The sequence below is a fragment of the Mesorhizobium newzealandense genome, assembly GCF_042682145.1.
In the GTDB taxonomy this organism is placed as follows: domain Bacteria; phylum Pseudomonadota; class Alphaproteobacteria; order Rhizobiales; family Rhizobiaceae; genus Mesorhizobium; species Mesorhizobium newzealandense.
Genome location: NZ_JBHUGZ010000001.1, coordinates 361,972 through 386,810 on the forward strand (window position 1 = coordinate 361,972; position 24,839 = coordinate 386,810).

At 61.6% G+C, this 24,839-nt stretch carries 19 protein-coding genes and 1 pseudogene; 8 read left to right on the plus strand and 12 right to left on the minus strand.

What is annotated here, in order from left to right; all coding sequences use genetic code 11:
- Positions 1-76: 76 nt before the first annotated feature.
- Positions 77-1,918, minus strand: a complete 1,842-nt coding sequence (locus tag ACFSOZ_RS01635; RefSeq protein WP_379092776.1) for a GumC family protein — start codon at positions 1,916-1,918, stop codon at positions 77-79.
- Positions 1,919-2,092: 174 nt separating this feature from the next.
- The gene (locus ACFSOZ_RS01640) at positions 2,093-2,428 is read right to left on the minus strand and encodes a hypothetical protein (RefSeq protein ID WP_379092779.1); all 336 of its coding nucleotides are present in this window, start codon (positions 2,426-2,428) and stop codon (positions 2,093-2,095) included.
- Positions 2,429-2,643: 215 nt separating this feature from the next.
- Here ACFSOZ_RS01640 and ACFSOZ_RS01645 point away from each other — a divergent pair, with 215 nt between their 5' ends.
- The 5 genes from ACFSOZ_RS01645 (at position 2,644) to ACFSOZ_RS01665 (ending at position 8,549) form a co-directional block, all read left to right on the plus strand.
- Positions 2,644-4,164 (plus strand): phosphomannomutase/phosphoglucomutase, encoded by a 1,521-nt coding sequence (locus tag ACFSOZ_RS01645; protein WP_379092782.1) that lies wholly within the window; start codon positions 2,644-2,646, stop codon positions 4,162-4,164.
- A 27-nt stretch (positions 4,165-4,191) separates the two neighbouring features.
- The gene (locus ACFSOZ_RS01650; protein ID WP_379092785.1) at positions 4,192-6,498 is read left to right on the plus strand and encodes a mannose-1-phosphate guanylyltransferase/mannose-6-phosphate isomerase; all 2,307 of its coding nucleotides are present in this window, start codon (positions 4,192-4,194) and stop codon (positions 6,496-6,498) included.
- Positions 6,499-6,828: 330 nt separating this feature from the next.
- Positions 6,829-7,122 carry a hypothetical protein gene (locus ACFSOZ_RS01655; protein WP_379092788.1) on the plus strand — a complete coding sequence of 98 codons (294 nt, stop codon included), beginning with the start codon at positions 6,829-6,831 and terminating at the stop codon, positions 7,120-7,122.
- A gap of 187 nt (positions 7,123-7,309) precedes the next feature.
- Positions 7,310-8,029, plus strand: coding sequence for a Crp/Fnr family transcriptional regulator (locus ACFSOZ_RS01660; RefSeq protein WP_379092791.1), 720 nt, complete (start codon positions 7,310-7,312; stop codon positions 8,027-8,029).
- Positions 8,030-8,360: 331 nt separating this feature from the next.
- Complete coding sequence (locus ACFSOZ_RS01665; RefSeq protein ID WP_379092794.1) at positions 8,361-8,549, plus strand: hypothetical protein; 189 nt, start codon at positions 8,361-8,363, stop codon at positions 8,547-8,549.
- A gap of 613 nt (positions 8,550-9,162) precedes the next feature.
- On the opposite strand, the pseudogene ACFSOZ_RS01670 reads toward ACFSOZ_RS01665, so the two are convergent.
- The 5 genes and pseudogenes from ACFSOZ_RS01670 to ACFSOZ_RS01690 all read right to left on the minus strand — a co-directional run bounded on the left by ACFSOZ_RS01670 (position 9,163) and on the right by ACFSOZ_RS01690 (position 13,793).
- Positions 9,163-10,484, minus strand: a pseudogene (locus ACFSOZ_RS01670) (NAD(P)/FAD-dependent oxidoreductase).
- A 58-nt stretch (positions 10,485-10,542) separates the two neighbouring features.
- On the minus strand, positions 10,543-11,220 hold the full coding sequence (locus ACFSOZ_RS01675; protein ID WP_379092797.1) for an amino acid ABC transporter permease: 678 nt from the start codon (positions 11,218-11,220) through the stop codon (positions 10,543-10,545).
- A complete protein-coding gene (locus tag ACFSOZ_RS01680) occupies positions 11,217-11,894 on the minus strand; it encodes an amino acid ABC transporter permease (RefSeq protein ID WP_379092800.1) in 678 nt (225 codons plus the stop codon). Before ACFSOZ_RS01680 ends, ACFSOZ_RS01675 begins: the two co-directional genes overlap by 4 nt.
- A gap of 42 nt (positions 11,895-11,936) precedes the next feature.
- Positions 11,937-12,883 (minus strand): IS630 family transposase gene (locus tag ACFSOZ_RS01685; RefSeq protein ID WP_417568608.1). Its coding sequence is split into 2 segments (ribosomal slippage): positions 11,937-12,539 and positions 12,542-12,883, totalling 945 coding nucleotides; the frame shifts between segments, so codons are not numbered across the junction.
- 37 nt (positions 12,884-12,920) lie between these two features.
- Positions 12,921-13,793: an amino acid ABC transporter ATP-binding protein gene (locus ACFSOZ_RS01690; RefSeq protein ID WP_379093820.1), complete on the minus strand. Its 873-nt coding sequence runs from the start codon at positions 13,791-13,793 to the stop codon at positions 12,921-12,923.
- A gap of 923 nt (positions 13,794-14,716) precedes the next feature.
- Here ACFSOZ_RS01690 and istA point away from each other — a divergent pair.
- The 3 genes from istA to ACFSOZ_RS01705 are packed head-to-tail and all read left to right on the plus strand — an operon-like array spanning position 14,717 to position 17,227.
- On the plus strand, positions 14,717-16,216 hold the full coding sequence (gene istA, locus ACFSOZ_RS01695) for an IS21 family transposase (RefSeq protein WP_379092803.1): 1,500 nt from the start codon (positions 14,717-14,719) through the stop codon (positions 16,214-16,216).
- Entirely contained in the window at positions 16,209-16,982 is a 774-nt protein-coding gene (gene istB, locus ACFSOZ_RS01700) for an IS21-like element helper ATPase IstB (RefSeq protein WP_095090157.1), read from the plus strand. Before istA ends, istB begins: the two co-directional genes overlap by 8 nt.
- On the plus strand, positions 16,979-17,227 hold the full coding sequence (locus ACFSOZ_RS01705; protein WP_095090367.1) for a hypothetical protein: 249 nt from the start codon (positions 16,979-16,981) through the stop codon (positions 17,225-17,227). Before istB ends, ACFSOZ_RS01705 begins: the two co-directional genes overlap by 4 nt.
- Before the next feature lie 130 nt (positions 17,228-17,357).
- On the opposite strand, the gene ACFSOZ_RS01710 is transcribed toward ACFSOZ_RS01705, so the two are convergent.
- The 5 genes from ACFSOZ_RS01710 to ACFSOZ_RS01730 all read right to left on the minus strand — a co-directional run bounded on the left by ACFSOZ_RS01710 (position 17,358) and on the right by ACFSOZ_RS01730 (position 24,814).
- Complete coding sequence (locus ACFSOZ_RS01710; RefSeq protein ID WP_379092806.1) at positions 17,358-18,239, minus strand: substrate-binding periplasmic protein; 882 nt, start codon at positions 18,237-18,239, stop codon at positions 17,358-17,360.
- Positions 18,240-18,416: 177 nt separating this feature from the next.
- Complete coding sequence (locus ACFSOZ_RS01715) at positions 18,417-19,037, minus strand: cupin domain-containing protein (RefSeq protein WP_379092809.1); 621 nt, start codon at positions 19,035-19,037, stop codon at positions 18,417-18,419.
- Positions 19,038-19,305: 268 nt separating this feature from the next.
- Positions 19,306-21,039: a tetratricopeptide repeat protein gene (locus tag ACFSOZ_RS01720; protein WP_379092812.1), complete on the minus strand. Its 1,734-nt coding sequence runs from the start codon at positions 21,037-21,039 to the stop codon at positions 19,306-19,308.
- A 47-nt stretch (positions 21,040-21,086) separates the two neighbouring features.
- A complete protein-coding gene (locus tag ACFSOZ_RS01725; RefSeq protein ID WP_379092815.1) occupies positions 21,087-22,493 on the minus strand; it encodes an HlyD family type I secretion periplasmic adaptor subunit in 1,407 nt (468 codons plus the stop codon).
- Positions 22,494-22,513: 20 nt separating this feature from the next.
- Positions 22,514-24,814: a peptidase domain-containing ABC transporter gene (locus ACFSOZ_RS01730; RefSeq protein WP_379092818.1), complete on the minus strand. Its 2,301-nt coding sequence runs from the start codon at positions 24,812-24,814 to the stop codon at positions 22,514-22,516.
- Positions 24,815-24,839: the final 25 nt, after the last annotated feature.

Sequence of the window (24,839 nt, forward strand, 5' to 3'; positions counted from 1 at the left end):
TATCCCCCTAATCCCAAGGAATGATCCCCCTACGCGCTTTTGCGACTTCCGAAGGAGGAATATCCCGCCACCAGTTTCATGCTCTGCGGTGCTTGGACTTCATCGCGCGGACCTTCGTCAGGAGCACGCCAAGAATGGGCGTCCTGCTGGCCTGCAGCGTCCTGACAAGTTCCCGCATCGTTTCGACATGTGTCTTGCCCCACTCGGCAACGACGACGACGCCATCCAGGACGGATCCGACAATCAGTTCGTCAGCTCCCGAGGCAAGCGTCGGCAGGTCCAGGATGACAATGTCGTAGGCGGCAAGTTCGTAGGCGGCAAGGTCGCGAGCGGTCAACTCTGAGAGGAACGCCTCCATATTGCTTGGTGCCAGCAGGTGCCTGGCGTCCACCACCGAACTTGGAAGCACGTCGAACGGCCGCCCGGGAGCGCGGACGATGTTGAGCCGGACAGGGTCCTGGCACGGTTTATCGAGGGCGCCCGATGGGCCGAGCAGCCGCGTGGTCATGGTCGATCGCCGGACGTCGGCGTCAATTACCAACGTCTTCAAGCCAGACATCGAATAAAGCGTGGCAAGATTGCTGGCGACCGAACTCTTCGACCTGTCGTTGGATACAGCCGTCAACCCAAGTAACTTGATCGGGCGGCTGGTTTCGGCAAGGCTGATTTCGGTTCGCGCATTCCTGAGGCTGTGGCTGTATCGGGAGTGTGGATATTTTGTCACTTCGTCGAGGTGGTCGGATTCCCTTCTCCAACTGGTGGGCGGCAGTTCGCCGACACATTCGACACCCAGGTTGTCCCGGATGTGTCGTGGCGACCTTATGGTCCAGTCGAACGTATGCCTTACAAACGAAAGTCCGATGCCGAGAATGAGCCCGGCAACCGCCGCGAAGGCCAGCACCAACTTTGGCCTTGGAGCGCTCGGATAGAGCGGTGCCGTCGCCGCCGTGATCACCCTCGCGTCGGCGACCGGGTACGACTGCTGGCTTACCGAGTTGGTGTAGGCCTGCAGGAAGCTCTCGTACATCTTCTGGTAGGTCTCGGCAGTCACCTCAAGCTCTTCAAGCGTTGGCACAGCGCCCGCCCCGTCTTCCCCTTTGGCTTCATCCCCGACACTGTAGTCGTGCCGTGAACGGAACTCCTGCGCTTTCGCCATGGCCTGGTTCATCTGGGTGCGCAATTGCCGAAGGCGCATCTCGAGCCACGCGCCGCCTTCCCTTGCCGCGTCGGCCTTGGTTTCGATCTGCTCACGCACGAAGGCATCGGCCGTGGCGTTCGCAACCTTGGCTGCGCCCTCAGGATCAAGAGAGGTGAAGGATATGTCTATCGCGTAGGAAACGCCGATTCTGCGGACGTCGAGGCCGCTGCTGAAAATCAACATGGTGCGCCGGGCCCTTTGGTAATCGGTCAGCGTCGCAGGCGTTTGGGGCACGCCCAGGCCGAAATACTCCCAAAGTGAGGTGAGCCGGGCGTTTTTCCGGAGCCCGAAAGCATCAAGCACGACTACGCCCATCCTCCTGAATCTCTCCAGCAAAAACGGAGCCTGCGGACGGTTGAATTCTGGGTCGTCGTTGAGTTTCAACTGGTCGAGGACCATCGCAGCGATCTTTTCCGACTGCATCACTGCGATCTGGCTTTCCACCTGGGCGGTATCTAATGACAGATCTACTTCGCCACCCTCCTGCAGGTGTTGTGGCAATTTCGGCTCGATAAGGATCTGCGCGCTGGCGGTAAACGTTGGGTCGGTGGTCAAATTGTAGAACCCGGCCACCAAGAGGGCCGCGGCAAGGCAGGCGATGATGGTTCCAATGTAGCGCCGCAAAAATCCGGTTATGTCGGAGAGGCCAATGAACTCGTGGTCGACGGAAGCCGGCTGATCCGCTGTCGAAGGCCATTGATTGGGAAACATGCGGTTCATTCGACTCTCCTGCAGGCGTGCCGGGAAATCCTGCGCGCACGCCGTCCCCATGCAGGCGGTCCATGGCATTCGGCCGATGTTTTCATTGAAAGCCGAGGCCCCGCGATCCCAGACTGCCGCGAAAGATTACGCCTGCGCCCCGGAAGGTAAACGCCGCCAATTGGCGTAAAGACCCTACGCCCTATGGGAAGGGAGAACGCGCGGCAGCCCTGCTCTCGTCCTGTCGACAAATGACATCTGCTGTTCCAGCAAGGCCTGCCGACCGCGGTTGAGTGCCAGGTTCCGCGCGAGGACATCGATCCGCGCGGATATGCGTTCGGGGCTCTCGCCATTTTCCATCGCCTCCAAAGCGAACGCGGCGCAGTCCGTCATCCTTTCCACGGACGGACGCAGTGCCGCGGATTCCCTTTCGATTTCCACTTGAATGACCTCGAGAAGACGAGCCAGGCGACCGAACCGCCTTTCGTCGACATCCTCGCGGAACGGGAACCTGAATGCGGTCAGCGGCATCTTGCAGCCCACCTTTCTCGTCAGCGCCCGAGCAGGACGCACCTTCCAGAATACAAGACCCCCGTGCTTGGACGAGACATCCTTTCGGCCATCGGCGGGCATGCACCTATTGGATGAGGGGGCGCGAACCAGGGCGTTAGGGCTACTCGAATTCATGAAGGGGACTGCGTCAGGCAGCGTGCTACGACTGTTCCCTTAACTGCGGAGCGGAAACCTTGACCGTGACCATAGTCGGCCAAGCCAGGCCAAACACATTCGCTTTCGAAACCAGTGCTCTGATCAAAGCCACTGGCTTCCGGGAATACGATGCGCGCTGGTGGTTCGGGCAGCCAGGCTCGGACAAAGAACCCGAACTCAATCTGATGGGCGTGCAGGCGATCGGCATGGGGCTCGGCACCTTGATCCGCCGAATGGGTGTCGGGCCGGATATCGTTACCGGCCATGATTTCCGCAGCTATTCCATGGCGATCAAGATGGCGCTGGTCTCCGGCTTGATGGCGGCTGGCGCACGCGTCAAGGACATCGGCCTGGCACTTTCTCCCACGGCCTATTTCGCCCAGTTCGCGCTCGACACTCCGTCGGTGGCCATGGTTACGGCCTCCCACAACGAGAATGGCTGGACCGGAGTGAAGATGGGAGCGCAAAGGCCCCTGACATTCGGGCCTGAGGAGATGACGGCTTTGAAAGCGCTCGTGCTGCGCGGCGATTTCGATCTCGTAGGGGGAGGAAGCTATGAATTCGTGCCCGGATTACGTGAGAGATACATCGAAGACCTGACTGCCGGAAAGAACCTCGGCCGAAAGCTGAAGGTGGTGGCGGCCTGCGGCAACGGCACAGCGGGCGCTTTTGCACCGCAGGTGCTGGAAAGAATCGGCTGCGAAGTGATCCCGCTGGACGTAGAGCTCGATCACACGTTTCCGCGTTACAACCCCAATCCCGAAGACATGCAGATGCTGCATGCTATCCGGGACAAGGTTCTGGAGACGGGTGCCGATGTGGGGCTTGGCTTCGACGGGGACGGCGACCGCTGCGGCGTGGTCGACAACGAGGGCAACGAGATTTTCGCAGACAAGGTCGGCGTCATGCTGGCACGAGACATAGCCGGGCTGCATCCGAAATCCGTCTTCGTCGTGGACGTCAAGTCGACGGGACTTTTCATGACGGATCCCGTTCTCGCGCAATACGGCGCAAGGACGGATTACTGGAAGACCGGGCACTCCTACATCAAGAGGCGCGTTGCCGAACTCAATGCCATAGCTGGTTTCGAGAAGTCGGGTCATTTCTTCTTCAATCCCCCGATCGGTCGCGGCTACGACGACGGGCTCCTCACCGCGATCGCCGTCTGCGAGATGCTCGACCGCAATCTGGGCAAGACGCTAGCGGACCTCTACCGCGATCTGCCGCTGACTTTCGGTACCCCGACGATGTCGCCCCACTGCCCGGACGAGGTAAAATACGGCGTGGTCGCGAAGGTTGTCGGGGAATTCACGAGAATGAAGGGGGACGGGATCGAGTTCGCCGGCCAGCCGCTTGCCGATCTCGTCACCGTGAATGGGGTGCGTGTCGTTGCCCAAGACGGCACATGGGGTCTGGTCAGGGCTTCGTCGAACAAACCGGAGATTGTCGTCGTGGTGGAAAGTCCCGTCTCGCCGGAGCGACGTCGCGAGATGTTCGAGGCTCTCGATGCCGTGCTGCGCCGAAATCCAGAGGTCGGGGCCTACAACCAGACATTCTGAGAAGAATTGGCTGAGAGGAATTGGACCATGCCGGACCGGATCGTAAGTTTTGTCATGAGCGGGGGCGTCGGCTCACGGCTGTGGCCGCTCTCGCGCGAAGACAATCCCAAGCAATTCCATGACCTCTCGGGTGACGGCTCCATGCTTGCCAAGACTGTTCGGCGCCTCAAGGCGCGGCCGGACGGCGAGACGCCGGTCTACCTGATAGCCTCCGAACGGCATGCCGACCGCGTCATCTCGGACATAGTTCCGCTCGGCCTGAACGGCGGCAGACCTATCTTCGAGCCGGTCGGCCGCAACACCGCCGCCGCGGTCGCCATAGCCACCCTGCAAACGATCTCCGAACATGGCGCCGACGCGCTTGTGCTCGTGGTCCCCTCCGACCATCAGATAACGACCGAAACGCAATTCTGGGAAACCGTCGAGGCGGGCGTACCTGCCGCCGATTCAGGAAGTATCATCGTATTCGGCATCAAGCCGACGCATCCCGAAACCGGATATGGCTACATCGAGGCCACGGCAAATGACGACGGTGTAGCCTCAGTTTCGCGCTTTGTCGAAAAGCCGGACGCCAAGACGGCCCGCCAATACCTGTCTTCGGGAAGATTCTACTGGAACGCCGGCATCTTCCTCTTTCGTGCAGACACCATGCGAAAGGCCTTTCTCGATTTCCAGCCGGACATCTGGGACACTGCGGAACGGGCCTACAAGACCGCGCGGGCCGACGTCTCGGGCCTATACCTGCCACAGGGCTTCTACTCGGCTGTCCCCTCGACGTCGATCGACTACGCGGTCATGGAGCATGCGCGCGACATCGCGATGGTCACGGCTTCCTTCCGCTGGAACGACCTTGGATCGTGGCAATCGCTGCTGGAAGCCAGCCCGACGGACTGCGAAGGCAACGTCGTAATGGGTGACATCGTCGCCATGGATTGCAACAACTCCTACTTCAGAAGCCAGGGCAGACTGCTGACTGTCGTCGGGATGAAGGATGTGGCGATAGTGGCGACGCCGGACGCGGTCTTCGTCGCCCCCGTCAGCCACAGCCAGAACGTGAAAAAAGTCGTCGAACAGCTCGAGAAAAGCGGACGCCTCGAAACGAAATTCACCGCCTCGGAAGACCGGGTCGTCATCAGTGGCTCATGGCGCAAGCGCGTCGAACACTGGCTCTTCGAAGAAACCCTGCCGCTGTGGTCCACTGCAGGTGTCGACGATGTATACGGCGGCTTCCACGAGGCTCTCGGCTTCGATGCAAGGCCGTTGGGCAAACCCAAGCGCATGCGGACGATGGCTCGCCAGATTTACGCTTTCGCGGTCGCCAAGGAACGCGGCTGGGCTGGACCGGCCGACAAACTCATCGACCACGGTATCGACTTCATCGCGAAACACGGCCGCACCGACCGTGGCGGCTGGGTGCGCACTCTTAATCCCAACGGCAGCGTGGCTGACCCGACCGAGGACGCCTACGACCATTCCTGCGTGCTCCTGGCGCTAGCTCATGCTCATCGATGCGGCCATCAGGATGCACTGCGGCTTGCACAACAGACATTTCATTTCGTCGACACCCATCTCGAGGACGACAGTCTGAGCGGGTTCCTCGAGAGCCCCGGCTGGAACGGGGTGCGGTTTTCGAACCCACACATGCACATGCTGGAATCCTTTCTTGCCTGGCACAGCGTCACCGGCGACCGCGCATATCTGCGTCGGGCGGCACGCGTCATCGATCTCTTCCGGTGCCATTTCTTTGACCAGGAAAGCTGGACGCTCGGGGAACATTTCGACGTGGATTGGCTGCCGTTGCCGGGAGACAAAGGACAGTGGACCGAGCCGGGGCATCATTTCGAATGGGCCTCGCTGCTTGTCGATTTCGCGCGGGCGAGCGGGCAAAAAGACCTGGTCGCCTACGCAAGGAAGCTCTATTCGTCGGCGGTCGCCAGCGGATTGAACCGGGCCACAGGTTTGGCTTACGCTGCCGTATCGCGGCAGGGAATGCCTCTCGACCGGCTCTCCCGCAGTTGGCCGCAATGCGAAGCCGTCAAGGCAGCCGTCGCCCTGGACGGCATTGGCGGGCCCGATCTGAAACCCGAGATCGAAGCTCGTGTCGCCCGCCTGTTCAGATGGCATATCGACCCCGCACCGCTTGGCTTGTGGGTTGACAGGATTGACGAGCGCGGAAGGTCACAGGCGACGGAGGTTCCCGCAAGCATCTTCTATCACCTGGTTACGGCGTTGATGCAGTATCTGGACAAGACTGGAGGACAGGTCGAACCTTTCCCGCTTCCAGCGTTGGATGTGAGCAAGACAGGTTTGAAGCAGGTACTGAGTCGCCGCTAATGCGCCGATCTTGGGATACGATGGTCGTGCTGCTGTGGGCCGCAAAAAGTAGGCTCCTGGCACCTTATGGCGGACAGGGCGCGGCCTTGGCGCGCGCGTCGGCAGCGGTCGCTTTCGTGCTGGCGGTCGACATGGGGCCGAGGTGGTAGGGGAGTAGTAGCTACGGCGAATTCGGTATTCCATACCTCTGTGTCGCGGCTGCAAACCGGGATAGTATGCTCATACGATATGCCAAAAAGAGAGGCATTGAACGACCTCTTCCGATCTTGGAACTGCGGCTACCTCGTCGGGGCGTTGTAATTTTGAGCCTATGAATCTTCTTCCGAACGGTTGAGACGCAACTATGGCAAAAAAAAAGCGCGTGCCAGGCCCAGCGGTGATCTCCTAAAACTGCTTGCTACCAGGCCGAGAGCGGTGGCGCTTGCTGCGCTGCACGTGAGTGAATCCATGTTGCTGGAACTCGAAGCATCCGAGCTTTTGTCAGCAGCAGAGATCAGAGGATTGCTCAAGGACGCGTCGACGACGTTACGAAATGCCGCCGATCAAGTGGACAATCGCAGCTGTCTCATTGCCAGCGAAATAGTCGAGTCCATGCGGGAAAATTTCAAGAGAAACAAAACTTAGCCGTGCCGCCCTGTGCCGATTTCGAATCGTGGCGTCGGCGAGCCGGTGGAACCTGTACATTTTCAGCGAAAAGTGCCGTCGCTACACCAATCGATAGGGGCCATTGAACGGATACTCATCACATCAAATTTGATGTATGTTCTATCCGAGGGAGGTAGTTTGGGGTAGATATCGGGCGGGGTTGTAGATGACGTACGCTTCACATCCATTTTTGCGCGGAAATGAAAATCGTCCATCGTATGTCGGACTTAACGACGACGATACGGCGCTTATCAAGACGCTGGGATTCACGCCGAAGCGCTATCTGGCGGAGACGGTCATCGTCAACCAGGGCGAGGACAGCGATCGCGTTTTTATTGTCGAGTCGGGCTGGGGATGCATTTCTCATGAACTCGCGGGCGGGCAGCGACAAATTCTGGATTTTGCACTGAGAGGCGATATCGTCCTGCCTCAGTCGTACTCGGGCAGCGCTCTTGAAACGTTTGTGGCTCAAACCGAACTTACGGTGCTGGTGGCTTCGACCAAGACATTTACCCTAGCTGCCATGCAGTCGCCCCATCTCTTCTCCCTTGTTCTCGAAACCCTCGTGCACAACGGAGCGGTCATTGCTCAACATCTCACCAATGTAGGACGACGCAGCGCCCTGGCGCGGACGGCGCATCTCTTCCTCGAACTGAGGGCGCGCCTGGAAAGAATTGGCTCTGTTACCCGCAACAGCTATGAATGCCCTCTCACCCAGTACGATCTCGCGGACGCTCTCGGCCTCACTCCGATTCATGTCAATCGAATGCTGCGGGAATTGCGCGAGCGCAAGCTTCTAGAATTCCGCCAAGGCCATGTTCACGTGCTCGATCAACCGGCCCTGACGAAATTTTCTGGATTCGAGCACGAATATATCGAAAGCTAAGGCCTATCGGAGTCCGACGCCAAGGCCTCCGAAGTTCTCCGGCTTCGCGGCATGGTGGCAATACAGGACCTTGACCAGATCCCAGTGCATGCAGCCGGAGTCTTCGCCCAGGCGGCAACGAGCGCCTGAATCTCGAGAGCGACACGCCGGCGGCACGTCATGCAGTCGACTGAACGGCTCGATCAGATCTGCAGCTTTTTGCCGAGCAACCTTCAGCGAGCGGCGCCGGCTATCTTCCTGCTGAACCGTCAAACGTGCGCCCTTGCGAGGGCGAGGCTTGCACGTGCTGGTATCGGCGCGCATTCTGTCGATTTACAGGAGCGTGTCAGCGGTGACCTATACAGTGATCTGGTACGGGAAACAGGGGATCGTTGAAAAGACGCCCTTCGATGCTGAGAAAGCCGCAAGAGATCATGCGCTGGCGACGTTTCCTGGTCGAAAGCAGCAGGAAGGCATCGTCGCGGTGGAAGTTCGCAAAGACGACGGGACGGTTGTATTCAGCCAAGCCGGGAGCAACTAGCGCTTGGCTTGGCTTGGCTTGGCTTGGCTTGGCTTGGCTTGGCTTGGCTTGGCTTGGCTTGGCTTGGCTTGGCTTGGCTTGCTTGGCGTGATCGTCTCGATCCTGACCTTGTCATCGATCCCTTGCCGAGCGCTGGCGCCTTCCTTTCCCCGGTCGTCAGCACGGTGCGCCAGAGCGGTTTCTGGAACACGGTCACAAAGCAGGTCGTCACCGGTTTGTCGGTCGTCGCCAGACCTTTGCGCTCGTTCATTCGCATGCTTCACTTTACATTAGCAGAGGCGCATAAATCCTCCAGCCGGCGGCATGTCCTCACAACATCCCACCGGTCAGGCCCGGCGTCCTAGCCCATCCCAACAAGGGGTGCCGGGCCGCTCCAAACAAACCGCGCACTGATCGAAAGCCCGCCGCCCCATTTGCGAAGCGACGGGTTCCTACCCCACCCCACACACGTTTCAATGCAATTGCGGTGCCAAAGCCTATTGACCCATTGCGGGCCGCTTCTGGGCTACGGGCTTCATCGGCGCGTGTTTTCGGCCGGTCGTTGCCCTGCAGCGAGAACGTTCCAAGGCGGAATGATTTGCCAACCGACTGTCGGAAGCGTGCACTCCAGACATCAGATGCCGCCAACCTCGACCTTGGAGCCGTCCAACAGCCGCGACAGACGATATGGACCAGGATCGACGACGGGTGTGTCGTTGGCGATCAGGTCGGCCGCCAACCGGCCCGATGCTGGTCCGATCCCGAATCCATGACCGCTGAACCCCGCCGCCAAAAAGAACCCCTTCAGCGCCCGACTGGAGAGATGACGGGCACAGCATCGGGCGTGCAGTCGACATAAGCGCCCCAGCTTTCGGCCATCTCGACATTGGCAAGGCCGGGATAGAGGGCTCTGGCTCTGGCCAGAATCCGCGAGATCGTGCGCGGGTTGGGAGCCGGATCGAGGACGCGAATGCGCTCGAAAGGTGAGACCTCGTCGAGCCGCCAGCTGGCGAGCGCCTCTGGCCCGGTAAGGAACGAGCGTCCGATGCCGATCTCGATGGACTTCAGGCGCTGCTTGAACATCGGCAGGAAGGAGCGCGCGTAGCGCAGGCCTTGCGGCGTGATCTCGAGGGTTGCCTTCCCACTGATCGCAACGGTGTAGCCCCCATCGAGACGCCGGGTGAGCGCGCAATCCGGGGTATAGATCGCTTCCGGCAGCTGCGGCCCCGGTTTCGTTCGCAGAATGCTCTGACGCACGCTTGCCTGCGGGAAAGCAATACCTTGCTGGCGGCAAAATGTAGAAGCCCAGGCGCCACCGGCACAGAGCACCGCACCGGCCTTGATCAGGCCTCGCTCCGTGACCACCCCCGTCACCTGTCCGTTGCTGACATCGAGCCCGCGGGCTGCGCATTGCTGGATGATTTTCGCACCATAGCCGCGGGCAGCCTCCGCCAGAGTGGGCGCGGCAAGCGCCGGTTCGGCCTTGCCGTCGTCGATCGAGTGCACGCCGCCCAGCCAGCTTCGACCGGTCCCCGCCGTTGCGGCGGTGGCCTCGGTAGCACTCAGCATCCGTGTATTGACGTCGAACCTCCGGGCGGTCTCGCGCCACCGCTCCCACTCCGCCAGTTGCCGCGGGTCGTTCGTGACATAGGTCAGCCCGCAGCGGCGGAAACCGAGATCGCGGCCGGTCTCCTGCTGCAGCTGGTTCCAGAGCTGCAAGGCATAGCCGGCGAGAGGCAGCTCACGCTCATCGCGATTCTGCTGGCGGCACCAGCCCCAGTTCCGAGACGACTGCTCGGCGCCGATATAGCCCTTCTCCACCAGCGCAACCGAGATCCCGCGTTTGGCCAGAAAATAGGCGGCCGCCGAACCGACGATGCCGCCGCCGATCACGACGACGTCCATGGCGGCTGGCAAGACCTCATCACTGGGAATGCGCAGGACTGTGGGAGACATGTAGCCGTTACTCGTCTGTCTGATTGGCAGCCCGTCGGCCGGATCGTGTCTGCATGCGTCAGTTTCCCGACGCCCTGTGATCCTTCGCCGCCATCCGCTCCAGGCGACGAACGAGGAGCGAAAGCGGGTAGGTCATGATCAGGTACATGGCGCCGACGGTGAGATAGAGCTCCATCGGCATGTAGTACTCGCTCGTCAGGTCATGGGCCCGCAGCATCAGCTCGGGCGCCGAGATCAGGGAGGCGACCGACGTGTCTTTCAGCAGCGATATGGCGGAGTTGCCCATCGGCGGAAGAATGATCCGCCAGGACTGGGGCAGGATGATGTAGCGCATCGTCTCCCCGCGGGTCATGCCGAGGGCCTGCGCGGCTTCGTGCTGCCCACGGTGGATGGCCTCGATTCCCGAGCGGTAGGTCTCGGCCATGTAAGCGGCATAGTGAAGGCCGAGGGCTATCACCGCGGCTTCGAAAGCCGGAAGCACGATCCCGACGAGCGCGAGGCTGAAATAGATCAGAAAGATCTGTGTCAGGGTCGGCGTTGCGCGAACGAACTCGATGTAGACCAAGGCGGGGATCGAGACGACCCGCCGCTCCGATCGTCTGGCGAGCGCCAGGAACAAACCCGCGACAGCACCGAGAATGTAGGCTGCCGCCGCCATCTTCAAGGTGTAACCGGCGGCCACGAGGAGCTGAGGCATCCACTCCGCTGCGAGGGTTTCGACTTCGGCAAAGGTCATTGTGCGTGCGCCCGTGCCATGCGGCGCTCGAGTAGCCGGGTTGCCAATGACAGCGGCAGGCTCATGCAGAGATAGAGTGCCGCCACCAGCAGGTAGATCTCGGTGGCAAAGAATGTCTCGGATACCAGCCTGCCGGCATTGAACATCATCTCGGGCGCCGCCACCGCCGAGGCCAGCGAGGTATCCTTGAGAAGGCCGATGGCAAAATTGGCGAGTGGCGGCAGGACGACACGGATCGATTGCGGGAGGATGATGTAGCGGAATGCCATCATCCGGGTCATGCCGATGGACAGCGCCGCCTCGGATTGACCCTTGTGGATTGATTGGATGCCGGCGCGGAATACTTCCGAAAGGTAGGCGCCGCCATTTATGCTGAAGCCGGTGATCGCCGCGGAAATGGGGTCGAGCCGGATCCCGATGGTCGCAAGGCCGAAGAAGATGATGAAGAGCACGGTGAGCAGAGGCAGACCGCGGAATATCTCGACGTAGATGTGGGCGACGGCGCGCAGCAGCATCGACTGCGATGTCGAGAACGCGCCGAACAGAATGCCCAAGAAAACCGACCCGACGAACCCGCCGACCGTCACGATGACAGTTATGACCGCCCCGGTCAGCAGCGCATCCAAGAAATGGGGCAGATGCGTGATCCAGGCCGGCCAGTCCGCCGCCGTCATTGATATGCCTGCCGGCCTAGAGCAGTTTCTGGATAATCACGGTTAGGCATCGTAGCCGGCGTGGGCGAACAGGTTTTCGCATTCTTTGGGGTGGAAACGATCGATGGCGACGGCCACGGCGTCCCATAATTCCGGGATGGACCGGGCTGCTGCCTTTCGCAGTAAAGCCTTCAGCTTGGCGAAGGCCATCTCAATGGGGTTAAAGTCCGGGGAGTAGGGCGGAAGATAGCGAAGGGAAGCCCCCGCAGCCTCGATGATTTCGCGGACACCGACCACTTTATGAGCAGGCAGGTTGTCCATCACGACGACATCGTCGGGTTGAAGCGTCGGCACGAGGACGCGGCGCAAGTAGACCAGGAATGCTTCGCCATCCATGGCGCCGTCCAGGAGCCAGGGCGCGACGATCCCGTCGAGGCGCAGGCCGGCCGTGAAGGTCGTGGATTTCCAGTGCCCATGAGGAACAGCCGCCCGGCAACGCTGTCCACGCGCAGAGCGGCCTCGTAGCCGGGCCATCTTGGTATTGAGGCCACTTTCGTCGATGAAGATCAGGCGGCTCGGATCGAGATCGAGTTGGCCTTCGAACCACTCTTCCCGCGCTGCCAAAACATCCGGTCGCTGCTGTTCGGCCGCGTGCGCTGTCTTTTTTTGTACGTGATGCCACGCTTTGCGAAGAACGCATGGACCGTCGTCAGGCTGGCTTTGACCCCGCGCTCTGCCGCAAGGCGATCGACGATCTCGGCAAGCGTGATGTCCCGCTCATCGGTCTCGACCAAGGCGAGAATGAAAGTCTCGTGCGCGTCCAGCTTCGATACCTTCGGCTTGCCCTGCCGCCCAGGTTCCAGATTGCCGCTCGAACGCCAGGCCCGATACCATGCACCAGACGTCGATATCCCGATGGCAAACCGCCGTGCCGCTTCTCGGGTCGACAGGCCTGCCTCTATCGCCTCGATAACACGCGTCCGCAAATCCAGGCTGTAAGCTCGTGCCATGCCGCTGCTCCTTCCGCAAATCACTTCGATCAGGGAATCAGAACAAGCCGTTCACTGCAAACAAACGACTCCGATTAAGGGAAAACCGCTCTAGCACTGCGCGCAGAAAAGTCTGGGTCCGCAGATGCGAGGGCGTTCGGAAAATCTCCCCCGGCGATCCCTGCTCAACCACCGCACCGTGGTCCATGAAGATCACGCGGTCCGAGATCTCTTCGGAAAACTTCATCTCGTGGGTGACGATGATCATGGTCATGCCTTCCGAAGCAAGCTGCTTCATCACGCTCAACACTTCGCCGACGAGTTCCGGGTCGAGTGCCGAAGTGGCCTCGTCGAAAAGCATGACCTTGGGGCGCATCGCCAGCGCGCGGGCTATCGCGACGCGCTGCTGCTGGCCGCCGGACAGCATTTCCGGGTAGGCGTCCCGCTTGTTCGCGAGCCCAACCTTTTCCAGCAGCGCAAGGGCTGCTGCCTCCGCCTCTGTCGCCGGCATCCTGAGGACTTTCATCGGCCCGATCGTGATGTTCTGCAGCGCGGTCAGATGCGGGAACAGATTGAAGCGCTGGAACACCATCCCCATGCCTGCTCGGAGACGAGCAAGCTCACGGTCTTCCATGTCGATATAGCGGTCGCCGACGAGCTTCTCGCCAATGAGCTGGCCGTCCACGTAGACATGGCCCCCATTCGGCTTCTCAATTCTGTTGATACAGCGAAGCAGCGTCGTTTTGCCGGAGCCGCTCGGCCCGATGATCGAGACCTTTTCGCCGCGCCGGACGTCAAGGTCGATCCCCTTCAGGACATCGAGGCTGCCATAGCTCTTGCGAAGGCCTCGGATCTGGACGATCGGTTGATCCGCCGCAGCCCCGTCCGTTGCGGCATTGTTGGTTTCTATCGACTGGACTGGGTCGTGCATCAGCGCAATTCCGTCTTCGGCCGCACTGGCGCATATCGAGTTTCTGCGCCGTCCGTCGCCTATCGATGTGGATACGCCGGCGGGCTCACCTAGTGTCGATGGCGGTTGAGAACCGCGTATAGATGGCGCCGAGAGGGAATTGATGCGGAATTCGGCTCGGAGTGGTGCTGAATGACGCTGATGATCTGATTTGGTTGGGGATGAGAGCGCGGGATGCGCCGACAGGAGCCCGGAGGGCGACTGAGGCGCATCCCGCGCTGCGTCCGCGCATGCTACATGTGCGGAGCGCCGCAATCAGACATCGACCCACTACCACGTAAACTCGATGTCCTATCCCAACGGCCCGTGTGAGGGACTTGCAGGTCCCCGGGCACTGATGCCGACTGGTTCACGGTATGCGCCAGCATAATGGCATTGGCGCATTCCGTCGAGCTTTTCCCCGCAATCCCGACGGCGTTCCGAGAGGTTCGCCGCCGCAATGCAAACCGGTCGTTTCTTTCTCTGCGCACGGTGCCGCTCACAGGTCTTGCTTTGCCGGCATTGCGATCGGGGTCAGCGCTTCTGTGGTTCTGACTGCGCCCATGAAGCCCGCCGTGACAGTCTGCGTGCGGCGGGGCTGCGCTACCAGAACACCCGCCGGGGCCGCTTTGCCCACGCCGACCGCTCCCGCCGATATCGCCAGCGCTGCAAAAACAACGTGACGCATCAGTCTGCACCTTGTCTGCCGGATGGTTCACGACTGAACGCGCCCCTGATCGACGGCACCGTCGCACTGGACGACGTCACCGCTGAAGCGGTGCCATCGATCCCTCCGGCTCCGTGCTGCCGGCGCTGCAGTTGTCGGCTGCCGCCGTTCTTTCGCGGCGGCTTCGTGCGTCGCCGAGGGGCCTATGTCCGTCAACACGACTATGGAGACCCAACCGATGACCATATCCGCCGAGAAGGAAGCGATGATCCTGCGCCTGTACCACGTTGAGAGGTGGCGCTGTGGAACGATCGCAACGCAATTGCATTGCCACCATACGACGGTCTTCCGGGTTCTGAAGGAGGCCGGTCTGCCCCGCCACAGGCCGGTGATACGTCCCGCCGAGATCGACCAGTATCTGCCGTTCGTCCAGCGGACGCTTGAGACATATCCAGACCTGACCGCCAGCCGCCTGTACGGGATGGTGCAGGAGCGCGGCTACAAGGGCTCGTCCTCCCACTTCCGGCATATGATCGCGCTCCACCGTCCGCGCAAGGCTGCGGAAGCGTTCCTGCGTCTGCGCACCCTGCCGGGCGAGCAAGGCCAGGTCGACTGGGCGCATTTTGGTCACATCGAAATCGGCAAGGCTCGCCGCCCGCTGATGGCCTTCGTCATGGTGTTGTCCTACTCGCGCGACATCTATCTGCGCTTCTTTCTTGATGCCCGCATGGAAAACTTCCTGCGCGGCCACGCCGGTGCGTTCAACGCCTGGAATGGTTTGCCCAGGGTGCTGCTCTATGACAACCTTAAGAGCGCTGTGCTTGAGCGTCACGGCGATGCCATCCGGTTCCATCCGACACTTCTGGCCTTCGCGGGCCATTATCGCTTCGAGCCCCGTCCCGTCGCCGTGGCGCGGGGCAACGAAAAGGGCCGCGTCGAGCGCGCCATTCGCCACATCCGGGAAGCCTTCTTCATCGCCCGCAAGTTCAAGGACCTCGACGATCTGAATGCCCAGGCCGAACAATGGTGCCGCAACCAGGCCGCCGACCGGCCATGCCCCGAGGACCGGACGATGACGGTTCGTCAGGTGTTTGCGCAGGAGCAGCCCATGCTTCTGCCATTGCCCACCAACCCGTACCCCATCGAGGAGCAGATCGCCGCGAAGGTCGGAAAGACACCCTATGTCCGCTTCGACCTGAACGATTACTCGGTTCCCCATACTCATGTCCGGCGCACGCTCACCGTGCGCGCCGATCTCGCCCAGGTCCGGATATTCGATGCCGCCACGATGATCGCCAGCCACCGCCGCAGCTACGACCGGGGCCAGCAGATCGAAGACCCCCGGCACCTCAAGGCGCTCGTCGCCGTCAAGCGCGAAGCGCGCCAGCATCGGGGCCTCAACAGTTTGACGCGCGCCGTGCCGGCCTGCCAGAAACTGATGATCCACGCCGCCGAGCGCGGCGCCAATATCGGCGCGATCACCAATGCCATGCTCAAACTGCTCGACCTCTACGGCGCCACCGAACTCCAGGCCGCCGTCGAAGATGCCTTGCAGGCCGGGGCCTCTCATTCGAGATCGGTTCACGTCGCGCTCGAACGCCGCCGGATCGCGCGTGGCGCTCCACCGCCGGTCGAAACAAGGCTGCCGGAGCATGTCCGCAAAAAGGATACGGTCGTACAGCCCCACAAGCTCGACCGTTACGATCAACTCACTTGCGCAGGCAACGACGATGAATAATCCCGGCATCCTGTTCAACCGCGCCAGGGCGCTGCGCCTCAATGGCCTGATCGCCCACTGGGACGAAATCGCCGACGCGCCGTGGCTGGCCGCCGTGCTTCAATGGGAGGAAGAAGAGCGCTCCGACCGCTCATTGCGGCGACGCATGCGCGCCGCCAGGCTTGGCCACTTCAGGCAACTGGCCGATTACGACTGGAAATGGCCGCGTCGTATCGATCGCGCCGCCATCGAGGAACTGATGACGCTGTCCTTCGTCAAGGAGGCCGCCAACATCGTCCTTATCGGCCCTAACGGCGTCGGCAAGTCCACGCTCGCTCTTAACGTCGCCTACCAGGCGCTGGTCGCCGGCCATTCGGTCCTCTTCCGCACCGCCAGCGAAATGCTCGGCGAGCTCGCCGCCATCGACAGCGATTCCATGCTCCGCCGAAAGCTGCAGTACTATGCGGCGCCCGATATCCTGGTCATCGACGAGGTCGGATATCTCTCCTATTCCAACCGTCATGCCGATCTGCTGTTCGATCTCATCAGCCGCCGATACGAGAAACGCTCGACCATCGTCACCACCAACAAGCCCTTCGCGCAATGGTCGGAGGTCTTCCCCAATGCCGCCTGCGTCGTCAGTCTGGTCGATCGCCTTTTGCACCATTGTGAGGTCATTCCCATCGAAGGCGATTCTTACCGCTTCAAGGAAGCCTCCGAGCGCTCGAAGGCGCAGCGTCAACAACGCACCAGCCACCCCGCTGACGAAAAGGAGCCTGCAGCATGACCGGAAATCCTCATCAGCCGTCCGGTCTCGGGCGTGGAATCCAGTTCATCGTCAATGCCGAATGGACACCCGAGCAAGCAGCCGCCGTCTTCGAACTCCTCGACGATCTGCGAGACTGCATCTGGAGCCGTTACGCTCCCCACATCCAGCAGTTTGTCCGTCACCAACAAGCCCCTGACCATCAGCACCCTTCCAGCGACGAGCAGACAGGGCAAAAGCCCCATCCTCTCGATCCCTCCTGGTAAAAAATACAAAGCGGCCCCATCGGGCCAAGCGGCCCCATCGGGCCGCTTTCTCCCCCACAATCCTCGGCACCATTTGTCCGCGCTTTCTCGCAGCCGTTAACACCTAGCCCTCCGGCGCCGGCAACCGAGCTCATGCAAACAGTGAAGAGAAGTCTTTCGGCGTATGCGCCGCTGGTCCGAGGATATTGCTGCTGCCATCCCGGTCCACCCCAACGCGGGGATTTTTAGCCGGCGCCACGAGATAGTCCGGACTCGTCATGCCGTTCTTGGCAAGGATATCGGCATTGGTCTTTGACGACCAGAGCCACTTGATGCCGGCGTTGAAAGCATCAAGCAGGTCCGGGTTTTCCAGACTCATCCCCATCACGGCGATGCCCTTGTCGGTCAGGAGCGGATAACCTTCGGTCGACCGGAGCGGGACCTGCTTCAGCTTGAGGTCGGGATTTTTCAGCACCATGTAATCGACCTCGGGACCGTCGAGGAACGCGAAGTCAAGCCGACCCGCCTGCACGTCGCGGATCGCCGCGTCGTCGGTGTCATAGAGCTTCACTTCCTTGGCGTCGGGGATCTTCTTGAGATCGGGGACGAAATTGTAACCGACGCTGGTGCCCAGAGTGTAGCCCTTGAAGTCCTCGATGCCGATCGAGTCCTTGAAAGGCATATCCTGCCGCATGGTGGCGAGGTTGCCGGCATAATAGATTGCGTCGGTCAGCAGCATGGCGTCCGCCCGCTTCGGCGTCCACGACATATTGCCGACCATGACGTCGGCCCGGCCGCTCCGGATCGCCTCGATTGTGGCGGACCACTGCATGATCGCGGGCTTCACGCCGAGGCCAAGCTTGTTGGCGATGGCGGCGATCATCTGGGCGTCGCTGCCCATGATCTTCCCGTCCTCATAGCCCGTCATCGGCATGGCACCGCTCATGGCGATGGTAATAACGCCGTCTTCGACCGTCTTGAGCTTGGGGGCAGCCGCCAGGGCGGCCCGACCGAGCAGAGGCGCGGCCATCATGCCCACTCCCACGATGGCAGTCCGCTGAAGCAGATTGCGCCGAGATAGTTGTGTCCCGATCTTGTGCATTCTAACCCTCTTGTTCATTAAATTATTGTTGTGTTCATTTTATTGCACAAAATGAAGAGGCACGCAACGGCTCGATTCGCAGAGGCATCCCGAAAGGAGCACGGCCTTTCAGAGATGCGCATCCATGATGCTCATGATCCAGACTACACGAGCGGGTTCGCCGTACGGGTTCACGATCTTGTGGGGAATGTCGGCGGGGAACTGAAAGCTGTCGCCTTCTTCCAGGTCACCGGACCTGTCGCCGACCTGCAGACGAGCGCGCCCCGACAGCATATAGCCACCCTTTTGGCCCTGACTCTGGAGCACATCCTCGCTCTCGCTGCCCGGTGGCAGCGTTACGATCATGAAGCGCAAATTCTGGTCATTGCGCGGTGACAGCAGCTCCTTGACCAGCTTGGTTTGTCCCACGATCAGCGTCTGGCGCTGAGATTTGCGGCAAATGAAGTCCGGAATTTCCCGTTCGGGCCTGCTCGACGCAGGGTGATCGGACGACTGCAGGAATTCCCACAAGTTCATGCCAAGCGCCGCGCGCAGGCTCTGCAGCGTGCGGATCGACGGATTGGATCGGCCCCGCTCGATCTGGCTGATTATGCCTGATGACAAACCGGCCCGCTCAGCAAGCTCCGCAATCGTGAGGTTGCTTGCAATCCTGAGGCTGCGAACCCGTTCGCCCAGAGAGACGGCATTGGTAGAGACAGCCTCGGCTATGGTCGCGGATTGGTCGGTCATGGCCCTGCTCTGCTTTGCGCCCCGGCTATTGGCTTTCATTGATTGAACCCTTTTTTGGCGATTCGCAGCCAGCGTTACCTCAGCCAACTCGACAGATCTCGGTTGAGTGTTGCGGACGGAAATAAGCCGCTCCAACGACCCATCGCAGGCCGCCTCGACTAGTATGTTGACGCAATTTTCACTTTAATGAATATCCCATAGCATGCTGCCCGGCAAGCGGAACCGGTTCCAGCCGCGTGAGCCTGGACAACCAGCAGCAGGGCCGGCCTCAACCCGAGGCGAACTCGGAGAGTTCGTCGGCGGCTTCCTGAATACCTTGTGCAGCCGCTCGCTCCAGCCAAAGGCGACCGGCTACCGGGTTCTGCTCCCCGGCAAGACCATTGGAGAGATAGCGCCCAAGCATGAGTTGGGCATGGCCATGTCCCCGCTCGGCGGCAGCGGCGAACCATTTCTGCGCTGCCGCCGGGTCGAGCGACAGACCCTGGCCGCTCCCGAACTGCGCGCCGATCGCAAACATAGCTCCGGCGTGACCGGCCGCGGCTGCCCGTTTGAACAACTGCGCCGCAGCCACGGGCAAGCATGCGCCGCCGCGCCCGTTGAGGAGCATTTCGGCAAGCGCCACTTGCGCGTCGACCATGCCAGCGTCAGCCGCCCGCTCAAACCAGAAACGGGCCTGCTTCTGGTCGGCGGCCACGCCGCGCCCATCGTGAAGCATTCGCGCGTACGCATATTGCGCCTCGACCACGCCTTCGGCCGCGCGCCTCACCCATTGCGCCGCCTGCTCCTCGTCCTTTCGCACGCCGACGCCCTGGGCAAAGCAGAGTCCGAGGTTGAACGCTGCAATCAGATCGCCCGATGAGGCGGTCGCCTCGAACCATCCGGCAATGCTGGCGCGGTCGTCAGGCTCGCCTGCTCCTTCGAGGACCAGATTGGCAAAGTCGACCTGCGCTTCCTGATTTCCCCCATTTGCGGCGGTGCGCAGCCAGCGCGCTCCCTCCTCGACGTCCTGGGCGACACCGTTTCCCGACAGATAGAGCGATGCCAAGGCACGGGCGGCAGCCTGATGGCCCGCATCGGCCGCCCGTCGATACCACGTTGCGGCCTCCGCATAGTCCGGCTGCGAACTCTTCACATGCCGATCGCCGAGACGATAGGCTGCCTCGATATTTCCTGCCAATGCGGCGCGCCGCATCCACGCCTCGCCGGCTGCGATATCTTGATCTGCAAGGCCACCATCGATGAGCCCCAATCCCAACCGGAACTGGGCCGAGGGAAGGCCTTTCTCCGCGGCAAGCTGATACAGTCGCGCGGCTGCCGCTCGATCAGCCGGCACGCCGCGCCCATGCTCGGTCAGGACCCCAAGGAGGTAGATTGCGGTCGGCAGGCCGGCGTCGGCAGCGCGTCGAATCTCGGCGGCAACCTTGATCGTCTGCGCAGGTTGGCTGCGCCGGGCGAGGGAAAGAGCAAGGCCCAGGCATCCCTCAGGGCAGCCGGCAGCCGCAGACTTCTCATACCAGCCATGCGCCGCATCGAGGTCGCGCAGCGCTTCGGGGCCTCTGCTAAGGATATAGGCGAGGATTGCCTGCCCGGTCGCGGAGCCGGCTTCGGCTGCTTTTTTCGCCAGACCGAACGCTGCCGCGAATTCCGGCTCCCGCGGGGAGTCCCGTTCGAACAGGCTTTCCGATCCGATGCGATTGCCGTCGAGCTCCTGCGCCACCAGTCCAGCCACGTAAAGCGCGGCGAGAAGCGACTGGGCATCGGGGTTGCCATGATCGGCCGCTCGCCGCAGCCAACGCGCGCCTTCCGACCGGCTTGGCGGCACACCCAAACCCTCGAGATAGCAACGAGCTACCCGGTATTCGGCCTCGGCGATCCCGGCGCGTGCCGCAATTGCCATGAGCGGAAAGGCTTCTGAAGGCTTGCCGCTGTCAGAAAGCTGGATCGCCCGGCGCAATGCCAGCGCTGGAGAGGCAAGGGCGGTCAGCCGGTCAAGGATTGCCATCGATGCGAGAACTCATACCTCCGTTTGTCGCGCACGGTTGCCCAAGCCTATGGCTCCCTCATCGCTTCCTGGCCTACCGGGAGCATGGCGCCGAGAATGTACTTGAGCACGGTGCGTCGGCCAACCTTGACGTCAGCGGTCACCGGCATGCCAGGGCTGATCGTGAAACTGGCGGGCACGCCATGGAGGGCGACCTCATCGATGGAAATCTGCGTGCGATAGAACAGGTCAGCGTCCGGGGGCAGCATGGCCAACGAGCTGTTCGGGTCGCGCGCTTGTTCCCGGGCCGAGAAAGAATCCGGGCTGACCGCGCGAACAGTGCCATGAGCGATGCCATACTGCGAATATGGAAAGGTGTCGAACTTGATGGCCACCGGATCGCCGACGTGGACGAACCCACTGCTACGACCGACAATATTCGTCTCGATCTCAAGCACCGCGTCATCCGGCACCAGTGTGATCAATCGGTCGCCGGACTGCAGGATCGAGCCGACGGAGACCTTCGCTACCGACTGAACGATGGCGTCTGCCTCGCTCTTCAGTTCGACCAACTGTTTACGCAGCTTCGCCTTGTTGAGAAGCTCACGGGCGTCGGACATACGCGAGCCCGCCTCCGACAGGCTCTGCGAGACTTCCGCGCGCCAGCTCTGGATGTAGCCATCGCGGTCGGCGGCCACCGTCGCCTGCTGTCGCTTCGCGGCTTCCGATGTCTGCTCGGCGTTGCCGAGCGCCCGGGACATTTCCGCCGAGTTGTCTTCGGCGAGAAGCGTATTGAGGCGGCTCCCCACCTCTCTTGCTTCCAGTTGCTTGCGCATCTGTTCGATCGAGCCCGCGACGGCCAGCCGCTGGCGGTAGCCGTCAGCATCGGACTGGGAACGCGAGATCACCGAACTGAGTTCGTCGCTCTGCCGGTCAAAACTCGCCAGCTTGGCGTCGTAGACGGCTTTGCGGCGATCGAAGATCGACGCCTGCAGGGTCCAACTCGGGTCCAGGCCGTCATAGTTGAAGGGTTTGCCGTCGGCCTCTGCTTTCAACCGCGCCACTTCGGCTTCAAGCGTCGAAACCTGTGTCGCCAGCGCAGTGAGGTCAGCCGAGGCGAAGGTCGCATCGAGGCGAGCAAGCGTTTGACCGGCTCGCACGCGCTGTCCTTCGCGCACCTCGATCGAGCGGACGATCGCTGTCTCGAGCGGCTGCACCACGATGTTTGGCGATTGCGAGACCACGAGCCCTCTGGTGGTGACAACCTGATCAACCGGTATGAGCCCTGCAAGTGTGATCAGGGCGACGACCATGCTCGTGATGATCCAGACGATGCCGCGCGCCACCCGCGGAACGGGCGCATTGGCGATAGCCGTCGACGGCCACTGGAATTCCAGGATGACGGGCATCGTCGGATCGCTCGGTTCTGTCCGGCGCCGGCGGGCGGGAAGGCTGGAATGGGTGATGATGGTCATGGGCGCCCCAAAGCCGATGCTCAAACAAGTCGCGGCGGCACAGCCGCCAGGCGACCGTGGCGGCTGTCGAGATGCCGGTTCTGCTGCAACCAAAGCTGGCGGTAAAGCGCGCATCGTTCGAGCAGGGTCGCATGCGGCGCGACATCGAGGACCTTGCCCTGATCCATGACCAGGATCTGGTCGCACTCGGTCAGCGAGGAAAGCCGATGCGAAACAATAATCATCGTGCGGTTCTTGGCGATGCGCATGAGATTGGCGCTGACCACCGCCTCGCTCTCCGGGTCAAGCGCGCTGGTCGCCTCGTCGAGGATCATGACGGTCGGATTGTGGATGAGCGCGCGCGCGATCGCCAGCCGCTGCTTTTGGCCACCCGACAGATTGGGCGACCCTTCCTCAATATAGGTGTCATAACCGTTCGGCATGCGTTCGATAAATTCTTCGGCGCCGGCAAGGTGAGCGGCTCGCATGGCGTCGGAAAGGGTCAGGCCGGGGCGCCCGGCGATGATGTTGTCACGAATCGACCCGCGGAAAAGGAAATTGTCCTGGAGGACCACGCCGAGCCCCTGGCGAAGGTGACGCAGGTTGATTTCCTTGAGGTCGACGCCATCCAACTTGAGAAAACCGCTGTAATCGCGATTGATCCCCTGCAGCAGCCGCGCAATTGTCGATTTTCCTGAACCGCTGCGCCCGACGATACCGAACATGGTCCCTGCCGGAATGTCGAAGCTGACCCGGTCGAGCGCAGGCGTCTTGGTGCCGATGTAGGTGAAGGTCAGGTCACGGAAACTGATCTCGCCAACGAGCTTCGGCCTCAGGCCGGTGGAATTCGAACTGCTTTCCAGCGGTCGGTTGAGGACGGATCCTGCTTCGCTGATTGCCGCCCCGACCTCTTCGAAGTCCTCGACCAGTCGAGCAAGGCCGACGAGAGGCTGCGCGACGCGTTGGGCGATCATCATGAATGCGAACAGGCTGCCGACCATGTAGCCGGACGTGTCGCTCATCGCGAGATAAGCTCCGATCAGCATCGTGCCGAGGACCATCGCACGCTCGATCGGCGTGACAAGCGTCTGCGGCCAGTTGGCGAGCTGCCCGAAAGCAAGGCGCGCCCTGCCCGCATCCGCCACCCGCTCGTCCCAAAGCGCCTTGCGTTGCGGTTCGAGACCGAGCGCCTTCACCGTCTTGATGCCGACGACGGTTTCGCCAAGCGCCGCCGCCTTCCAGGTCTCCGCGTCTACCACCTGCTGGTACCTGCGGCGCAGTGGCGCGAGAAAGGCGAAGATGATCAACATGATCAGGCCCGCGCAGGCAAGCACCATCCAGCCGAGCGTCGCGTTGATGTAGAACATTACCGGGATCAGCACGCAGAGCGTGATCAGATCCAGGAACGTGCTGAGGAGTTTTCCGGTCAGGAACTCGCGGATGCGATAGATCTGTGCGAGGTGGTACATCGTCTCGCCGGCCGGATGACGCTCGAAATAATCAAGCGGCAGACGCAGGAGCCTGCTGAAGACATGCAAGTTCAGTTTGGTGTCCAGCCGGGCGCCGACGACGTTGATGATCAGCCGTCGGGCGTGACCGAGCAGCGTCTCGTAAACGAACAAGACGGCAATTATGGCTGACAACAACACGAGGGTCGAAACGCTGTTGAACTGCAGCACCTTGTTGACCAGCGTCATGACGATGAGAGGCGGCAGAACAGTGAGGATGCTGAGGGTGAACGAGGCGATGCCGATGTCACGCATGGAACGGCTTTCGAACCGTACCAGGTCGATCAACCAGCGGAGGGTGAAAGGCGCATCGGCCGCGATGTAGGATCGCGCCGGACGCAACAACACCGCCTCACCCGCCCACACCTGCGACAGCCGCAACTCGTCGATGGCGATGGCCTCGGCGTCGTCGGGCGCGTCCGCGCTTTTGAGGAAGACGACATTCCGCTCCGGGCTGGCCCCGGTGAGGAGACCTGCGCCACCATCATTGAACAGCAGGACGACCGGCCCCGTGTGCTCGAAGCGCAGGAGATGCGACCAGCGGATGCGAAGCGCGCGCGACCACATGCCGCCGTTCTGGGCCCATTGCGAGAGATCAGCCGCGTTTGGAATCGGGCTTGCGCTCGCCACCCTGAACTCGTTCGGGTCGAGTTCGACGCCGTGATAGCGCGCGACCCGTAGCATCGCCTTGAGGCGCGGCGCGATCCGGTCGAACTCGGCGGGTCCGCCGGGAACCCTCCCCGCGTCGCTCTCGCTGCCAACCTTGCCAGTCGCGTCCGCGTCTGCGCGGATCGGGATTGGCCCGGCTTCGGCGTTCAGAGGTACGCTCACCATGCACTTCCCCTCCGACCCGCTAGCG